Source organism: Crossiella sp. S99.2 (assembly GCF_023094165.1).
Lineage (GTDB): Bacteria > Actinomycetota > Actinomycetes > Mycobacteriales > Pseudonocardiaceae > Crossiella.
In genome coordinates, this window is the sequence record NZ_JALMDK010000003.1 from 971,192 (window position 1) to 988,117 (window position 16,926).

General features: G+C 70.5%; 13 protein-coding genes and 1 riboswitch. Of the genes, 8 read left to right on the plus strand and 5 right to left on the minus strand.

Annotated features, from left to right (window positions below; all coding sequences use genetic code 11):
• Positions 1–8: 8 nt before the first annotated feature.
• Positions 9–1,199: a cytochrome P450 gene (locus MZC64_RS15665; RefSeq protein ID WP_247756333.1), complete on the minus strand. Its 1,191-nt coding sequence runs from the start codon at positions 1,197–1,199 to the stop codon at positions 9–11.
• Positions 1,200–1,402: 203 nt separating this feature from the next.
• Between MZC64_RS15665 and MZC64_RS15670 the strand changes: the two genes are divergently transcribed.
• The 3 genes from MZC64_RS15670 to MZC64_RS15680 are packed head-to-tail and all read left to right on the plus strand — an operon-like array spanning position 1,403 to position 5,323.
• Positions 1,403–3,310 (plus strand): radical SAM protein, encoded by a 1,908-nt coding sequence (locus MZC64_RS15670; protein WP_247756331.1) that lies wholly within the window; start codon positions 1,403–1,405, stop codon positions 3,308–3,310.
• Entirely contained in the window at positions 3,307–4,497 is a 1,191-nt protein-coding gene (locus tag MZC64_RS15675) for a cytochrome P450 (protein WP_247756330.1), read from the plus strand. Before MZC64_RS15670 ends, MZC64_RS15675 begins: the two co-directional genes overlap by 4 nt.
• Positions 4,498–4,507: 10 nt before the next feature.
• Entirely contained in the window at positions 4,508–5,323 is an 816-nt protein-coding gene (locus MZC64_RS15680) for an alpha/beta fold hydrolase (protein WP_247756328.1), read from the plus strand.
• A gap of 9 nt (positions 5,324–5,332) precedes the next feature.
• Here MZC64_RS15680 and MZC64_RS47815 read toward each other — a convergent pair whose 3' ends face one another.
• Positions 5,333–6,934 carry a BTAD domain-containing putative transcriptional regulator gene (locus MZC64_RS47815; RefSeq protein ID WP_308301008.1) on the minus strand — a complete coding sequence of 534 codons (1,602 nt, stop codon included), beginning with the start codon at positions 6,932–6,934 and terminating at the stop codon, positions 5,333–5,335.
• A 163-nt stretch (positions 6,935–7,097) separates the two neighbouring features.
• On the opposite strand from MZC64_RS47815, the gene MZC64_RS15695 reads away from it, so the two are divergent.
• Positions 7,098–7,841 (plus strand): AfsR/SARP family transcriptional regulator, encoded by a 744-nt coding sequence (locus MZC64_RS15695; protein WP_247756326.1) that lies wholly within the window; start codon positions 7,098–7,100, stop codon positions 7,839–7,841.
• Between the two features lie 163 nt (positions 7,842–8,004).
• Positions 8,005–8,784, plus strand: a complete 780-nt coding sequence (locus MZC64_RS15700) for an SDR family oxidoreductase (protein WP_247756324.1) — start codon at positions 8,005–8,007, stop codon at positions 8,782–8,784.
• A gap of 14 nt (positions 8,785–8,798) precedes the next feature.
• On the opposite strand, the gene MZC64_RS15705 is transcribed toward MZC64_RS15700, so the two are convergent.
• A complete protein-coding gene (locus MZC64_RS15705; RefSeq protein WP_247756323.1) occupies positions 8,799–9,779 on the minus strand; it encodes an aldo/keto reductase in 981 nt (326 codons plus the stop codon).
• Positions 9,780–9,852: 73 nt separating this feature from the next.
• Positions 9,853–9,919: riboswitch (guanidine-III (ykkC-III) riboswitch) on the plus strand.
• Positions 9,920–9,955: 36 nt separating this feature from the next.
• Here MZC64_RS15705 and MZC64_RS15710 point away from each other — a divergent pair.
• On the plus strand, positions 9,956–10,267 hold the full coding sequence (locus tag MZC64_RS15710) for a multidrug efflux SMR transporter (RefSeq protein ID WP_247756321.1): 312 nt from the start codon (positions 9,956–9,958) through the stop codon (positions 10,265–10,267).
• Positions 10,268–10,476: 209 nt separating this feature from the next.
• On the opposite strand, the gene MZC64_RS15715 is transcribed toward MZC64_RS15710, so the two are convergent.
• Positions 10,477–12,117 carry a cellulase family glycosylhydrolase gene (locus MZC64_RS15715; protein WP_247756319.1) on the minus strand — a complete coding sequence of 547 codons (1,641 nt, stop codon included), beginning with the start codon at positions 12,115–12,117 and terminating at the stop codon, positions 10,477–10,479.
• A gap of 164 nt (positions 12,118–12,281) precedes the next feature.
• Positions 12,282–13,859, minus strand: coding sequence for a helix-turn-helix domain-containing protein (locus MZC64_RS48680; protein ID WP_247756317.1), 1,578 nt, complete (start codon positions 13,857–13,859; stop codon positions 12,282–12,284).
• Positions 13,860–13,994: 135 nt separating this feature from the next.
• Between MZC64_RS48680 and MZC64_RS15725 the strand changes: the two genes are divergently transcribed.
• Both MZC64_RS15725 and MZC64_RS15730 read left to right on the plus strand, forming a co-directional pair.
• Positions 13,995–15,383 carry a fumarylacetoacetate hydrolase family protein gene (locus tag MZC64_RS15725; RefSeq protein WP_247756315.1) on the plus strand — a complete coding sequence of 463 codons (1,389 nt, stop codon included), beginning with the start codon at positions 13,995–13,997 and terminating at the stop codon, positions 15,381–15,383.
• A gap of 11 nt (positions 15,384–15,394) precedes the next feature.
• On the plus strand, positions 15,395–16,750 hold the full coding sequence (locus MZC64_RS15730; RefSeq protein ID WP_247756313.1) for a haloacid dehalogenase-like hydrolase: 1,356 nt from the start codon (positions 15,395–15,397) through the stop codon (positions 16,748–16,750).
• Positions 16,751–16,926 lie beyond the last annotated feature (176 nt).

Sequence of the window (16,926 nt, forward strand, 5' to 3'; positions counted from 1 at the left end):
CTCCTTCGTTACCAGGTCACGAGCAGGGCGGCTGGGCTCTGGTCGAGCAGGCCGGTGCGCATCGGGATGCGTTCCACCGGCAGCACGGTCCGCAGCAACGGGAAGGCCGAGCTGAGCACCTCCAGGGTGACCTGGAGTTCCATCCGGCCCAGCGCGGCGCCCAGGCAGTGGTGGATGCCGTGGCCGAAGGCCAGGTGCGGGTTGTCCGGCCGGGTGATGTCGAAGCGGGCCGGTTCGGCGAACAGCTCCGCGTCACAGTTGGCCGCGCCCAGCTCGGCGAAGACGGTGTCGCCCTTGCGGATCAGCGCCGAACCCAGCGGCACGTCCTCCTTGGCGATGCGCATCAGGCCGCGTTTGCCGAACTGGCAGCGCAGGATCTCCTCCACCGCGCCCTCGATCAGCCCGGGATCGGCGACCAGGCGGTCGTACTGGGCGCGGTTGGTCAGCAGGGTGAGCATGCCCAGGGTGATCGCGTTGACCGTGCTGACATGTCCGGCCACCAGCAGGGTGACCGCCATGGTGCGCAGTTCCCCGGTGCTGAGCCGGTCGTCGTCGGTGTCCCGCACCTCGATCAGCGCGCTCATCAGGTCGCTGCCGGGTTCCTGGCGCTTGGCCTCGATGAGTTCGGCCACGTAGCCGTTGAGGTTCTGCCAGGCCGCGCCGATCTGCTCGGGGGTGTGCGCGGTCATGCTGACCACGGCTTCGGACCAGGCGCGGAACTCCGCCCGGTCCGGCGTGGGCACGCCGAGCAGTTCGCTGATCACGTTGATGGACAACGGAAAGGCGAAGTCGGTGACCAGTTCGGCAGGCGGGTAGTCCCGCGCCATCGCCTCGGCCAGCCGTTCGGCGGTACGCCGCACCGCGGGTCGCAGCTCGGCCATCCGGCGGGCGGTGAAGGCCCGGCCGACCAGGCGGCGCAACCGGCTGTGCCCCGGCGGATCCTGGAACAGCGACTCCTCCGGCCCGTCCTCGGCGTTGTCCCCGGCCGCGCCGGCGAAGCGGATGCTGAAGCGGGGATCGGCGAGCACGAACCGGACGTCCTCGTAGCGGGTCACCATCCAGGCGTGCGTGCCGTTCTCGGTGACCACCCTGGCCACCGGGTTCTCCGCCTGCAGCCGGGCGTAGTCCGCCGGTGGTTCGGTGATCGAGGGCTGGGCCAGCGGCAGCGATACCGCCGGGGCACGCTCGGGTGCGCTCATCCACGTCTCCTCACACCGCCGCCGGGGATCCGGAATCGAGTCCTGACGCTAGAGAACCGCGCTGGTCATGCGGCTGCACCGGCACTGGAGCAGCCGGGGGCCCGCGTCCAGTTCTGGTGCAGTCCGGCGCCAAGCGGACCTCCGTAGGGTCCGGGACCGACATCGCCTTGGGCTCTGTGCCCAGTGGACGGAGGCGCACCAAGATGACGACCGTGGCACTGGTGGAGATCCACTCCTGGCACAGCTTCCTACCGCTGGTCTCGGGCTACTTGCAGAGTTATGCCCGCCAGGACGAGACGATCGCGGAGCGGTACGAGTTCGAGATCCTGTCCCGGCACACTTCCGACGGCCGGGTCGCCCTGGTGGCCGAGCTGGCCGCGCTGGACAGCGACATCTACGCGTTCAGTTGCTACATCTGGAACGGCACGCTGGTCCGCGAGGTGCTGGAGGACCTGGTCCGGTTGCGGCCCAACGCCCAGTACCTGCTCGGCGGCCCGCAGGTGATGAACCACGGCGAGGACTACATCCCGGCCGGGGCGCACAACGTGGCGGTGTGCAACGGCGAAGGCGAGATCACCTTCCTGGAGTACCTGCGCGAACTGGCGGGCGATACCCCGGATCTGGGCCGGGTGCCCGGGTTGAGCTTCCGCCGGGACGGCCGGGTGACCACTACCCTGCCCGCGGCCCGGATCAAGGAACTCACCGAGGTGCCGAGTCCGTTCGTGGCCAACCTGTTCACCGATTCGACCTACCACGTGGCGGTGCTGGAGACCAACCGCGGCTGCCCGTTCCGCTGCGGATTCTGCTACTGGGGCGCGGCCACCAACGACAAGGTGCACCGCTTCGAGATGGACCGGGTCAAGGCCGACATCGAGTGGATCGCCAAGAACAACATCTACGCGGTGATGATCGCCGACGCCAACTGGGGCCTGTCCGCGCGCGATGTGGAGCTGACCGAGTACATCGTGGAGTGCAAGGAGAAGTACGGCTTCCCGTACTGGGTGACCATCCAATCGGCCAAGAACAGCCCGGAGCGGGTGTCCAAGATCGTGGACATCCTGTTGCGCGGCGGGCTGATCACCCGCCAGCCGATCTCCCTGCAAAGTGTCAGCGACGAGGCGCTCACCCTGATCGAGCGCAAGAACATCAAGCGGGAGACCTACTCCGAACTCCAGCGCGACCTGCGGGCCCGCAACATCCCCTCCTTCATCGAGCTGATCTGGCCACTGCCCGGGGAAACCCTGGCGTCCTATGTGGACGGAATCGTGCAGCTGTGCCGCACCGGCGCGGACATGATCAACGTGTACCCGCAGCTGTTGCTGCACAACACGCCGATCTACGAACAGCGGGAGATCTTCGGCGTGGTCACCGAGCGGGTGCCCAACCCGGTGGGCGAGGCCGAATTGGTGGTGCGCACCAAGTGGGTCAACCGGGAGCAGTACGACGAGGGCGTGTGGTTCTGGTACGCGCTGCTGTCGCTGTATGACTCGCGCGGCCTGTACTTCGTCTCCAGCTACCTGGACCGCACCGGGATCGCGCCCTTCGACGAGGTGTTCAAGGCGGCGATAGCGTTCTTCAAGGAACGGCAGGACTTCGAGCTGTGCCGCTACATCAAACGCTCGGTGGAGACCCTGGACCACTACGAGTACAGCAACGGCGGCCTGGTGTGCCACCGGATCCAGCACAGCATGCGGCAGGACAACGACCGGCTGATGCACGAGTTCGCCTCCAGCCAGCCGTGGTGGTCGGATCCGACCGTGCGGGCGCTGTTCGAGCTGGACATGGTGGCCCGGCCCTACCCCTACATCGAACCGGTGCAGGAACCCGGGGTGCCGTTGAAGGAGGTGGACATCTTCGAGCTGGGCGAGCACCACATGACGGTGGATCTGCCGCCGCACCTGGTCGCCGAACTCATCGAGCGCAAGCTGCTGGACGACCCAGCGGTGCGCCGGGTCCGCCTGGACTTCACCGGCAAGAACAAGCAGGTGTGCGCGGATGAGGACGACCCGCTCGCCAACGGCTTGTACTGCGCCAACCTGCTGGAGCAGATGCTGGACATGCTGCCCGAATACCAGGTCTGCGACACCGCACTGACGGGAGAAGCCCGATGACCACCCAGGACATGCCCGCCCTGCCCTTCGACCGTCCGACCATTCTGGACATTCCGCCGATGCTGCGGACGCTGCAGGCCGAGCGCCCGATCACCAAGGTGCGCACCATGATGGGCGATGAGGCCTGGCTGGTCACCCGCTACGACGAGGCCAAGTCGCTGTTCACCGACCCGCGGCTGATCCGTTCGCACCCGGATCCGGCGAACGCCGCCAAGGTCAGCGAGTCGGCGATGATGGGTGGCCCGGTCGGCACCTACGAGACCGAGGACTACGACCACACCCTGATGCGCAACCTGCTCGGCGGTTCCTTCTCCGCCAAGCGAATGCGCATGCTGCGGCCCCGGATCGGCGGCCTGGTCGACGATCTGCTGGACGAGATGGCCAAGAAGGCCCCGCCGGTGGATCTGCATCAGGAACTCGCTTTTCCGTTGCCGGTGCTGGTGATCTGCGAACTGCTGGGAGTGCCGTATGAGGACCGGGACCAGTTCCGGATCTGGTCCGAGGGCGCCGCGGACATGTTCAACGGCGAGCATTCCCTGGAACAGCTCACCGAACTGCGCGCCTACACCGGTTCACTGATCGAGAAGCGCCGCAAGGATCCCGGCGAGGACGTGATCTCCGATATCGCCCGCGCCTATGACGAGGGCAAGCTGAACATGGACTACGCGGTGGGCCTGGCCACCGGCCTGCTCTTCGCCGGGCACATGACCACCGTGGTGCTGGTGGAATTCGGCACCCTGCACCTGCTCACCTATCCCGAGCAGCGCAAGCGCCTGCTGGAAGATCCGTCGCTGGTGGAACCGGCGGTGGAGGAGATGCTGCGCTTCACCGACGCCGGCGGCGGCAACTTCGTCCGCTACGCCCGGGACGAGATCAAGGTCGGCGATGTCACCATCAACTTCGGCGAGGCGGTCCTGATCAGTGGCATCGCCGCCAACCGGGATCCGCGTTTCTGGGCGGACCCGGACACCTTCGACATCTCCCGGGAGACCAACTCGCACCTGTCCTTCGGCAGCGGCAGGCACCTGTGCATTGGCGCGACCCTGGCCAGGGTGGAGCTGGAGGCGGTGTTCAGCCGGTTGTTCCAGCGTTTCCCGACCATGGAGCTGGCGGTGCCGGTGGCGGAACTGGAACTGCTGGACAACCTGCTGCCGGGCGGGTTGGTGAGCCTGCCGGTCACCTGGTAGCCATGTAGGCATGCATGGGGGCGAGACGATCGAGCAGCGCGCGGCCGAGTTCCACCGGGTCCACCGGAGCAAGGACCTGGGCCAGTGGCGGTACTACGTCGCGGGCGAGGGCGAAACGGTGCTGCTGCTGCCCGGTGGCGCGGGCATCGGCATCAGCTGGCTGGACCTCGCCCCCGCGCTGCACCCCGCCTACCGCACGGTCACCGTCGATTACCCGCCCACCGCGACCACCCTGGCCCAGCTCGCCGACGGGCTCCTGACGATCCTGGACGCCGAGGGCATCGGCCGCGTGCACCTGGTCGGGCAGTCCGCGGGCGGCATGCTCGCCGAGGTGCTCATCCAGCGCGCGCCGGAGCGGGTGGCCTCGGTGGTGTTCAGCGGCACCGGGCTCTACGGCGCGGAGGACGTGGACCGGCTCGCGGGCAAGGTCGACACCATCCGGAACACGCCGTGGGAACAGACCATCGACGCCGCGCGGACCGCGTTGCGTACGGTGTGGCAAGCCTCGCCCGAGGGTGAGTTCTGGCTCGGCCAGGTCGAGGCGGGCTACCGCCGGTCGGGGCGGGACGGGCTGGCGAACTCCTTGGCCATGCTGCTCGACCTCGCCCGGCACTCCGGCGACCTGCGGCCCGGCTGGGACGGTCCGGCCCGGTTCCTCGCCGCCGAGGACGACCTGTTGATCACCGCCACCCACCGGCAGCGACTGCTCGACCTGCACCCCGGCCACACGCTGCGGCTCTTCCCGGACGGCGGGCATTCACTGCTGCTCACCCGCGCCGCCGACTACCTGGCCGAGGTCCGCGCGCACCTGGCGGCTTTGGCCTGACGCCGGGGGTCACACCGGGTATTCGCGGATCCAGTCGATCTCCATGCTGGCCGGTCGCAGATCGTTCTCCTGCGCCAGGTCCAGTTTCATGGTCGGGCGCATCGGGCGTGGCGGCAGCCGGTCCTTTTCCGCGGTGTGAAACCACTTCTCGCCGTTGACATAGCCGGTGAGGCCGTGCTCGGTCCACTCCACCGCGAAGTGGTTCCACTGGGTCATGTCGACCGCGCGCTGGGCGTGGTAGCGATCCCGGTGTTTCCCGCTGGCCAGGAAGAACTGCGCGCGCTGCCGTTCCGGGTCGAAGACCTCCAGGTAGACGATCTCGCCGCCGGCCGGGAAGTCGTCGTTCGCGACCGGCCAGAGGGTGAGCAGCGGGCGGTAGCAAGCACAGCCAGGGGGTAGCCGCACCCTGGCCTCCCAGCGGCCGCGGAAGGAACCCTCGGCACGGCTCAGGTAGCCGGTGTTGCCGTTGGTGTCGCCGGTGATGGTCACCAGGTCGTCCTGCACGCTGACCTGCTCAGGGACCTGTTGTCCACGGCCGCCCTGCCCCGGTCTGGGCCCGGCCGCGGTCCAGCCGTCCAGACCGGTGCTGAACTCCGCGGCGCGCGCCGGTCTGCCCCAGCCGTACCGTTCCGCCGCGGTGATCGCCGATCCGCCCGAGGTCTTCGGCCACCACTGGGTGGCGATCACCAGGCCGGCGGCCAGCACCGTGGTCAGCGCGAGCGAGGCGGCCACGATGATCCGGGACCGCCGCGGCCGGCGCCGACCGGTCGCCGGTGGTGCGGGCGCGGCTGGGGCTGGTTCGGCTGGTGCTGGTGCGGGCGGCGCGGGCGTGGGTGGCGGTTCCGCCGGTTGCCCGCTGCCCGGCTCGGCGGGCTCGTCGGCCGCCAGTAACCGCTGGTGGGCCGCGCGCAACGCGGCGCCCGGCTCGATGCCGAGTTCGTCCACGAAGACCCGCCGCGCGTCCTGGTAGGCCAGCAGCGCCTCGGCCCGCCGCCCGCCCGCGTCCAGCGCGTCCAGCAGGCGCAGCCAGGTCGGTTCCTTGAGCGGGTCCTCGGTGGTCATCGCGCGCAGCAGGCCGATGGCCTCGCTGTGCCTGCCCGCCGCGACCAGGGCGTCGGCCAGGGTGTTGCGGGCCGACCAGCGCAACTCGGTGAGCCGGGCCAGTTCGACCTGGGCCGCCTCCACCGCCAGGGACTCGAACGGCTCCCCGCGCCACAGCGCCAGCGCCTCGGTCACCAGCGCCACCGCGCGCGCCGGGTCCTCCCCGAGCGCGTCGCCCGCCTGACCGAGGAGATCCTCGAAGATCATCGTGTCGAGTTCGGCGCGGCCCACGGTGAGCCGGTACGCGCCGGGCTGCCGTGCCAGACGGTTGGCCTGCGTGTCGACCGGGGCGAGCAGTTTCCGCACCTGGCTCACGTAACTCTTCAGGTTGCCCGCGGCCGACGGGGGCGGGCCCGCGGGCCAGACCGCCTCGATCAGCTCGTCGTCGGGCACCCAGCGATTGGCGTGCAGCAGCAGCGCGGACAACATCCGGCGGGGCTTGTCCGCGGCGAAGGCCAGCACCTCGGCAGGCCCGTGCACCTCGAGCACGCCGAACACCCGGAACAGCACCCTGGCCCCCTCGACTCCTCCCTGCCCACCCGAGCATGGCACAGCAAAAGTATGGCAACCAGTAGTGGCAGGAACACCGCCAGTACCCGGCAATACCGTCCCTGAACGCCCGCTGAACCGCCGCTGCCCAGGGTGGGTGCTCCCCACGGGAGGAAGGCACCCCATGAGCCAGACCGTGCTCCGGTTGTTCGGCCACCTGGAGTTGTGGCACGCGGACCGGCCGCTACCCCTGCTACCGGCCAGGCCGCAGGCCCTGCTGACCGCGCTGACGCTCTGGCGCGGCCAATGGTGCGATACCGACCGATTGGTAGGGACGCTGTGGGGCGAGCACCCACCACCCTCCGCGCTGATCAACCTGCGCGCCTTCATCAGCCAGTGGCGCAAGCGCCTGACCCCCCTGGGCGCCCTGTCTATCGACAGTAGACGCGGCGCCTACCGCCTCAACCCGGGCACCGCCCTGCTCGACGTCGCCGAGTTCGAGACCCTGCTCGCCGACGGCCATCGCGCCCTGGCCGCGGTGGATCCGGGGACCGCGGCCAACCGGTTCGAGGCGGCGCTGGGACTGTGGCGCGGCACGCCGTTCAGCACGCTGGGACTGTGCGCGCTCCCGGAACAGACCCGGCTGACCGAGTTGCGGGACCGCGGCCGCTCCGGCCTGGTGACCGCGTTGCTGGCCCAGGAACGGCACGACGAGGCGGTCGCGGTGCTGCGCCAGGCGGTGGCGGCGCAACCGTACGACGAGCGGGTGTGGGCGCGGCTGGTGACCACGCTGGCGGCGGCGGGCCGGCGAGCGGACGCGCTGGCGGCCTACCGGCACATCCAGGAACTGCTGTGGGAGGAACTGGGCATCGCACCGGGCCGGGACCTCCAGGCCGCCCACCTGCGAGTGCTTTCACCGGCGTCCTGACCGCGCCGCGATGTCCCGGCGAGTTGGCCCAACTGGTACGCCCGGTTGGCTCAAATGGGCGTGCCAGTTGGGCCAAGTGGTACAGGGGGCGGGTCGCGAGTGCGGCTGCCGAGTCTCGACATCATGGTCATCGGTCCAGCACCCCCTCTGGTTGACTGACCTGATGGACAGTAGGGACGACCGGTACATCACCGGTGCACCAGCGCCGATCTCGGTGGTGACCGGCGCGGGTTCGGGTGTCGGCCGCGCGGTCGCCCGCGAACTGCTCGCCGCCGGCCACCGGGTCGCGCTGGCGGGCAGGCGGGCCGAGGCGCTCACCGACACCGCCGCGGACGCCCCGCCCGAGTCGGTGCTCGTGCTGCCCACCGACGTCACCGTGCCCGACTCGGTGGACGCGTTGTTCGCCGCCGTGCGCGAGCGCTGGGGCCGGGTCGACGTGCTGTTCAACAACGCCGGCGTCAACGCGCCCGCCACTCCCCTGGCCGAGTTCGCCCTCGACCAGTGGCAACGGGTGCTGGACACCAACCTCACCGGCGCGTTCCTGTGCGCCCAGGCCGCTTTCCGGCTCATGCGCGACCAGGACCCACGCGGCGGCCGGATCATCAACAACGGCTCGATCTCCGCCCAGGTGCCGCGGCCGAACGCGATCGCCTACAACGCCAGCAAGCACGCGATCACCGGGCTGACCAAGTCGATTTCCTTGGAGGGCAGGGCTTTTGGCATTGCCTGCGGGCAGATCGACATCGGCAACGCGGCCACCGAGCTGACCGAGCGGATGAAGGCCGGCGTGCTGCAGGCCGACGGGTCGGTGGCGCCGGAACCGACCATGGACGTGACGCACGTGGCCGAGGCGGTGCGCTACATGGCCGGTCTGCCCCTGGCCGCCAACGTGCAATTCATGACCGTGATGGCCACGACCATGCCGTTGATCGGCCGGGGCTGACCGAACCTGTTGCCCTACCAGCGGTCGGCGACCTGCGGGGCGATCAGCTCGTCGTAGACCGCGCGCACCGTGGCAAGGGTCTCCGCGCTCAGCGGCGCGAGATCGGCCGCGGCGGCGTTGCCACGGGCCTGTTCGGCGTTGCGCGCGCCCGGGATCACCACGCTCACCCCCGGCTGGTCGATGATCCAGCGCAGCGCGAACTGGGCCATCGTCGCCGAGTCCGGCACCAGCGGAGCCAGTCTCCGCACCGCTGCCAGCCCGGTGCCGAAGTCCACGCCGGAGAAGGTCTCACCGACGTCGAATGCCTCGCCGTGCCGGTTGTAGGTCCGGTGGTCGTTCGGTGCGAAGACCGTGTTCTCGTTGTACCGCCCTGAAAGCAGCCCACTGGCCAGCGGCACGCGAGCCAGGATGCCGACCCCGGCGGCCGCGGCGGCGGGCAGCACCTCGGCGAGCGGGGCGAGGCGGAGCATGTTGAGGATGATCTGCACGCTGGCCACGCCGGGGCGGGCGATCGCGGTCAGCGCCTCGGCCCTGGTCTCCACGCTGACGCCGTAGGCGGCGATCCGCTTCTCCGCGACCAGGGTGTCCAGGTTGTCGAAGACCTCGTCCGCGGAGAAGACCGCGGTGGGCGGGCAGTGCAGCTGGACCAGGTCCAGGGTGTCCACGCCCAGGTTGGTGCGGGAGCGGTCGGTCCAGGCGCGGAAGTTGTCCAGGGTGTAGTTGGCCGGGTCCTGCTCGACCCGGCGACCCATCTTGGTGGCCACGGTGATCCCGTCGCCGTGCGACTTCAGGAACTGGCCGACCAGGCGTTCGCTGCGGCCGTCGCCGTAGACATCGGCGGTGTCGATCAGCGTCATCCCCGCCGCGGCCGCCGCGTCCAGCACCGCCAGGGCCTGGTCCTCCTCGACCTCACCCCAATCCGCGCCAAGCTGCCAGGCGCCCAGCCCGACCACGCCGACCTGCCTGCCGGTCCGCCCCAGAACTCGCTTCTCCACCGTGCGCACTCTCCCTGTTCGAACGATCAGGCAGAGCATAGGCCGCCCCCGCGCGTGGCGCGTGTTAGCTTGGTGGTGGCCGTCGGCGACGGCGGCCCCGGACGAGCGCGTCGTACCCGGCTTCGACAAGACGGCGCAGTGGGCAATGTCGGTTTCTTGCTGCTGCGAGGTGTCTGATGGCGTGGATTGTGCTTGTCGTCTCTGGTGTTTTCGAGGCCGTGTGGGCGGTCGCGCTCAGCGTGTCCGACGGTCTGCGCCGCCCGGTGCCGACCATCGTGTTCGTGGTGGGGCTGGTGCTGAGCATGGGCGGCCTGGCCTACGCGCTGCGCCAGATCCCGGTCGGCACCGGCTATCTGGCCTGGGTGGGCATTGGCGCGGTGGGCGCGACCGTGTACGGCATGGTGGCCAACCAGGATCCGGTGACCGTGGCCAGAGTGCTCTGCCTCGGCCTGGTCGTGGCCGGAGTTGTCGGGCTCAAGGTGCTGTGAACGCGGGCACCCGCCCGCCACCGTGTTGGCCGTTCTCGTACGGTGTGTTGGCCGTTCTGGGCGGTGTGTTGGCCGAATGGGCGTGATGGGCGTACCAGTTCGGCCAAGACTGGGTACGACAACGGCCAACACGCCCGCACGGTATGGCGCACCTGCTTGGGTGCGGTGAACGCGGGCGGCCGCCGCGCAACGGCCGCCCGCGTCCGGGATCAGCCGGTCGGGAACTCGTCCGGAGTCCGCATGCGGTCGCGGATCCAGACCCCGGCCGGCTTCAGCACGCCGGTGCCGGTGAAGTTGCTGCCCGCGCAGGTGCCGCTCTTGAACACCGCGCCGGACCTGCTGTCGTCGGAGAAGTTCCAGTTCGTCCAGCCGATCTTGTTGGCTGCCAGGAAGTCCAGGTACTTCTGCGAGTAGGCGAAGTCGTTTCCGCCGTCACCGCTGGAGGTCTGGGTGCCGAACTCGGTGATGAAGATCGGGATCTTGGTGGCGGCCCGCTGCAACGAGTTGAAGTACTCGTCGTGGTGTGAGGCCGCGTAGAAGTGGAAGGTGTACATGAAGTTGGTGGCGTTGATCGGGTTGTTGATGATGTCGGACTCGTCGCGGCCGTCGGAGATGCCGAAGGAACCCCAGCCGTGCGTGCCCACGAAGACCACGCCGTCCGGGTCCTGCGCGCGGATCACCGGGATCATCTGCTCCGCGTAGGTCTTGATCCTCGCCCACGCGGTGCCGTTGGGCTCGTTGGCGATGTCGTAGATGATGTTGGTCTTGTCCTTGTGCCGCTGGGCGATCTCGGTGAAGAAGGTCTTGGCCCGCGCCAGGTTGTAGTTCGGGTCACCGGGGGTCAGCTGGTGCCAGTCGACCAAGGCGTACATGCCACGCTTGGTGGCCTCCTCGATGTAGCCGTGCACCATGTCGGTGAACTTGCGCGGATCGGTCTCGTAGCCGCCTTCCTGGATATACATGGCGATGCGCAGCACATCGCCGCCCCAGTCGGTGGCCAGCGCGTCCAGCGAGGCCGTCTTCACACACTGGCTGTACCACTGGATGCCGTGCGTGCTCATGCCGCGCAACTGGATCGGCTTGCCGTACTGGTTGCACAGCTTGACGCCGCAGACGCGCAGCTGCCCGTTGATGTCGGCCGGGCGGCCACCACCGCCGCCAGCGGAGGTCTTCACCTGGATGCTCGCGCTCCAGCCGGACAGGTTGCCCGCGGCGTCCTTGGCCCGCACCGAGAAGGTGTAGCTGGTGTTCGGGCTCAGGCCGCTGACGGTGGTACTCGTGTCAGTCGGGTTGCCCGCGGTCACGCCGTCGCGCTGGACCTCGTACCCGGCCACGCCCACGTTGTCGGTGGAAGCGTTCCAGGCCAGCGTGACGCTGGTGGCCGAGACCGCGGTGGAGCGCAGATTCCCTGGGATGGTGGGAGGTTCGACGTCCGGCTCACCGCTGCCGGTCTCGGCGTCCAGGCGGTCCAGGTTGGGGCCGCCGTTGGCCGTGGTCGCGGTGCCGCGGATCTTGTTCGCCCCGGCGGTCAGGGTGACCGAGGCGGTGGCGGTGCGCCAGGTGGTCCAGGCGCCCGTGCCGGGGAAGGCCAGCCCGCTGACCGCGGCCGTGCCGTTCACCGTGACGTTCAGCGGCCGGTTGGCCGTGGTTCCGTTGGCGTAACGGAAGATCAGCGTGGCCGGTCCCGCCGTGGCGGCGTTGACCGTGAACTCCACGTAGCTGCCGGTCTCGTTGTCGAAGTTGACGAACCCGGTGCCGGTGAACCCGGCGTGGTTGGACTCGACCACGCCGTTGGAGATGGTCGCGGTCTCGGCCTGGTACTCGGCCGGGGCCGGGGCCGCGCTGGCCATGGCCGAGGTTGGCGCAACCATCGCGATGGCCGCCAACAGGGCGAATAATCGAGGGCGGAGTGCCACTTGTGCCTCCCACTGAACTGACAGGGATGGGGCGAGCAGCGGCGGTTAGTTAGGAAGGTTTCCTTTGTTCGGCCAGGATGTCAACGATTTCCCGGCAATCAGCCCTGCGCCGCGGTCAGCTCCAGCCACAGCGCGAGCCGCAGCTCGGGGCGGCCAAGATCGACGCCGAACAGCTCGGCTGCCCGGCGCAGCCGCTGGCGCACGGTGTTCTGGTGCACGTGCAGGGTTTCCGCGGTGGCGCTGATGTCGCCGGAGGCCCGCAGGTAGGTCAGCAGGGTGTGGCCGTACTCGGTGCCGCCGCGCTCATCGTGCGCGCGGATCCGCTCGGCCAGGCCGGTGCGCAGTTCGGGGCGGGCGGCCACCAGGTCGGTGACCCGGCGCAGCACGATCTCGGTGCGCAGCCCGTCCAGCTCGGCCAGTCCGGTGATTCCGGTGCGGTGCAGGTGGGTCAGGGCCGCGTCGGCGTCCGCACGCTGCGCGCACAGCTGCGCCGGGGTGCTGATCAGCCCACCCAGCACCGCCCGGCACGGCCCGCGCAGACTCGCCTTTGCCCGGTCCAGCAGCTGTCCGGCGAAGATCACCGTCTGCGCGCGCTCGGGTTCGCCGCCGGGCAGCAGCAGGTAGAGCCGGTCCTGGGCCAGGGTCGCGGCCACCTCGATGCCGAAGGCGCGCCCGGCCAGCACGGCCAGGTCGAGCAGGTGACTGCCGGTGAGCCTGCGCTGGGTGGGTTCGGCCTCCGCAGGCGAGGCGAGGGCGAGCAGGTAGCCGGGCAGGTCCAGGCCGGTGGCGTGTTCGGCGGAGTCCAGCGCGGTGCGCAGCGCGGCGTTGCGGCGGTCCTGGTCGGCGTTGGCGTGCCTGCGCAACTGCAACAGGTGCAGGGCGGCGAGGTGGGCGGCCTGACGCAGCGCGGCCGTGCAGTCGGCGGGATCGACCTCGTCCTCCACCGCCACCCACAGCGAGCCCAGCACCTCCGGCCCCGCGCGGATGACCAGGCCGAGCCGCACCATGTCGCCGGGCCGGGCCACCCGGACCGGTTCCTGGCTGTGCCAGACCTCGGCGAGCAGGTGGTAGGGCAGCGCGTCCTCGGGCACCCGGCGGAGCAGGATGCCGCGGCGGCGGGTCTCGTCGATGCGCTGGCCGGCCAGGCTGGAGTAGGCCAGCACCACGTGGTCGGTGTCCATGATCGCCACCGCCCCGCCGACCAGCGCCGCGGTGGCGTTGGCCAGCGCGAACAGGTCCCCGGTGGGCACCGTGGCCAACGGCGCGGACAGCGGCGGCACCGGCCCGGCCACCACGGTGTCGGTGCGCAACACGGTGGCGCACAACAGTTGCAGCCGCGGCCAGGGCAGTTCGGCGGCCGCGTCCAGCACCGCCAGCCCGGCCAGTTCGGCCGCCGCGCGCACCGTGTCCAGGGATCGCCCCCTGCTCTTGATCACCAGCGCCGCGGCCTGCCCTGCGGCGGCCCGCTGGATGGCGGTGGTGAGCCGGAGCTGGCCGGGCGCGAGGCCGATGCCCAGCAGCAGCGCGGCCGGTTCGACCGGGCCGGGATCGGTGGTGTCCAGCAGTTCCGGCGCGCCTACCGGGTGGGCCAGGCCGTGCGGCGCGCACACCACCCCGGCCAGCGCGGGACCGAGCAGCTCGACCAGTTCGGCCAGGGTGATGCGGGCGGCGGTCACGGCTTCTCCTCGGCTGATGTCGGATCCGACATCGGTGGCCCAGCGAAGTATGGCGGGACCGCCATTGTCCAGATTGACGCCGGAGTAGCAAGCTGCGAAGGCCCCCACTCTCGGCACCAGAGGAAGGGACCACCCGTGTCCGCCGACGACGATGGCCCGCTACCCCAGCGCCCTGGCAAGGTCATCGCGGTCCGGGCGCACCGGCCGGGCCACCCCTCCTACTACCTCAAGCCGGCCACCGCGCTGACCGGCGACGACCAGGTGGTGCTGCGTCCGCAGGGCTGCCTGGCACTGGGCGCGACCGCGCGATTCGCGCTGGTGATCGGCGAACGGACCCGCCGGGTGACCCGCGCGGAGGCCCTCGGCCGCATCGCCTGCCTGGCCGCGGCACTGGAGTTCACCGTGTTCGACCTGCACGCCGCCGACGACGGTTCGGCCTTGCGCAGCAACGGCATCGACGGTTCCACCCCACTCGGTCCGGCCCGCCTGGACCTGCCTGCCACCGACCTGTCCACGCTGGAACTGAGCTGCCGGATCAACGGCGAACTCGCCCACCGGGTCACCGCCGCCGACCTGGCCCACGACTTCGGCTACCTGGTCGCCGACCTCTCCCGCACCCTCACCCTGGAACCCGGCGACCTCATCCTCACCGGCGGCCCGCCCCGCGCCCCGCTGGTCGAGCCCGGCGACCGGGTCGAGGTCACCCTCACCGGCTGCCCACCGCTACGCGCCCGCATCCGCCAGGACCCCGAACCCCTGGGCGTGCCCGGCGCCCAGCCGACCTTTGGCGAGTCCGAACGCCAGGCCGCGCACGGCCCCGCCACCCTCGCCCCCGACACGGCCACCCGGCTGCGCGAGGTCAGCACCGCCACCGTGGCCGCCCAGCTCCGCCAGCACGGCGTGGCCAACCACCTGATCACCGGCGTCCGCCCCACCCGTCCCGACCTGCGTCTGGTCGGTGTGGCCCGCACCCTGCGCTGCCTGCCCCTGCGCGAGGACATCTGGCGGCTGGACCAGTCCGGCCTGGACGTGCGCGCCCACGCCGTGGAGGAGATCGCCCCCGGCGAGGTCCTGGTCATCGACGCCCGCCAGGACCCCGGCGCGGGCACCATCGGCGACATCCTGGCCTTGCGCGCGGCCGGCCGGGGCGCGGCCGGCATCGTCACCGACGGCCCGCTGCTGGCCGCGGGGTCCTTCGCCGGGCTGCCGCTGCCGGTGTACCACCGCGGCGGGCATCCGGCGGGCCTGGAGACCCGGCATGTGCCGTGGGAGTCCCAGGTCGCGGTGGCCTGCGGCGGGGTGCTGGTGCAACCGGGGGATGTGCTGGTCGGGGACGCGGAAGGGTTGCTGGTGGTGCCGGCGGGGCTGGCCGAGGAGGTGGCCCGGTCGGCGGTGGAGCAGGAGGCGCGGGAGGGGTTCGTGCGGGAGCAGGTGCGCGCGGGGGCCGGGCTGGCCGGGCTGTACCCGATGAACACGGTGTGGACCAACCGGTTCCGGGCCGGCGGGGCCGCGCAGACGGGCTAGACCAGTCCGAAGTGGACATCGCGGACACCAACGGGCACAGCGGGTTGCGGGATCCGGGAGCCGCGGTGAATGATCGCGGCGCCGGTCACCACAACCTGGAGATGATCACTGTGCGCACGATGTCCCCGCGCAAGGCCACCGCCGTGCTGCTGTGCGCCGCGCTCGGCCTGCTCGCCGGTGTCACCCCGGCCCAGGCCACGCCGGCCGGCGAGTCCGCGCACTGCCCCCAGCTCGACCCCGGCCTGCCCTGGCACGGCGACAACCGCGCCAAGCTGCAGCGGATGATCGACGAACGTGGCCGCTGCGCGGGCAAGCCCGGTCCGCGCCCGGTGGCGGTATTCGACTGGGACAACACGGTGATCAAGAACGATATCACCGACGCCACCCTGGCCTGGGCGCTCAAGCACGACAAGATCCTGCGCCCGCAGAACTGGACCAGCACCAGCAAGTGGCTCTCCCCCGCCGCCGACCAGGCCCTCACCGCGGCCTGCGGCACCAGCACCCCCGTCGGCAGGCCACTGCCGACCTCCACCAACACCGCCTGCACCGACGAGATCATGGAGATCCGCGAGCGCTCGCGGACCATGGGCGGCGCGGCGGCCTTCGTCGGCGACTGGAACCACCGCCGCACCGAACCCTCCTACGTCTGGGTGCCGAACCTGTTCGCCGGACACACCCCCGCCACGCTGAAGTCCTTCGCCCGCAAGGCCCGCGCCGAGCAACTCAGCGCCCCCATCGGCGCGAAGCAGACCGTCGGCACGCACACCATCGCCGGCTACATCCGCTACTACGACCAGCAGCAGGACCTCATCCGCACCCTGCGGTGGGCCGGTTTCGAGGTCTACATCGTCTCCGCCAGCGCCGAGCCGATCGCCGAGGCCTGGTCCGGCGGCGTGGGCGTCAGCCGTAGCCACACCATCGGCATCCGCAACCAGATCCGCCACGGCCGCCTCACCACCGAGTCACTCGGCTGCGGCGACGACCCCGACGCCCTGCCCTACATCGACGGCAAGCGCTGCCTGGTCAACCAGGAAATCTTTGGTGTGCGGGGCAAGGCGGCCTGGAACCAGCAGGACCCGGCACACCGGATCGCGCTGGGCGCGGGTGACGCCGACACCGACGTCACCTTCGTCGCCGACGCCACCGGCGCGCACCTGGCGCTCAACCGCAACAAGCCCGAACTGATGTGCCGCGCCTACGACAACGCCGACGGCCGCTGGCTGCCCAACCCGATGTTCATCGACCCGATGCCCGTCAAGACCGGCCCGTACCCGTGCTCGACGGCGGGCGCGGTCCACCCCGACGGCACCCGCGGCCCACTGCTGCGCGCCGACGGCACCGTGGTCCCGGACCAGCAGGACCGCTAACTCGCCGGCGTGTTGGCCGTTGTCGTACACAGTCTTGGCCGAATTGGTACGCCAGTCGGCCAACACACCGTCCACAACGGCCAACACACCGTACGACAGGGTGGTTTCTAGGGGTCGTTGCATCGTCTGAGGTCAGGAAGCACGATGACCTTCCCGATCCGCCCCGACCGCACACC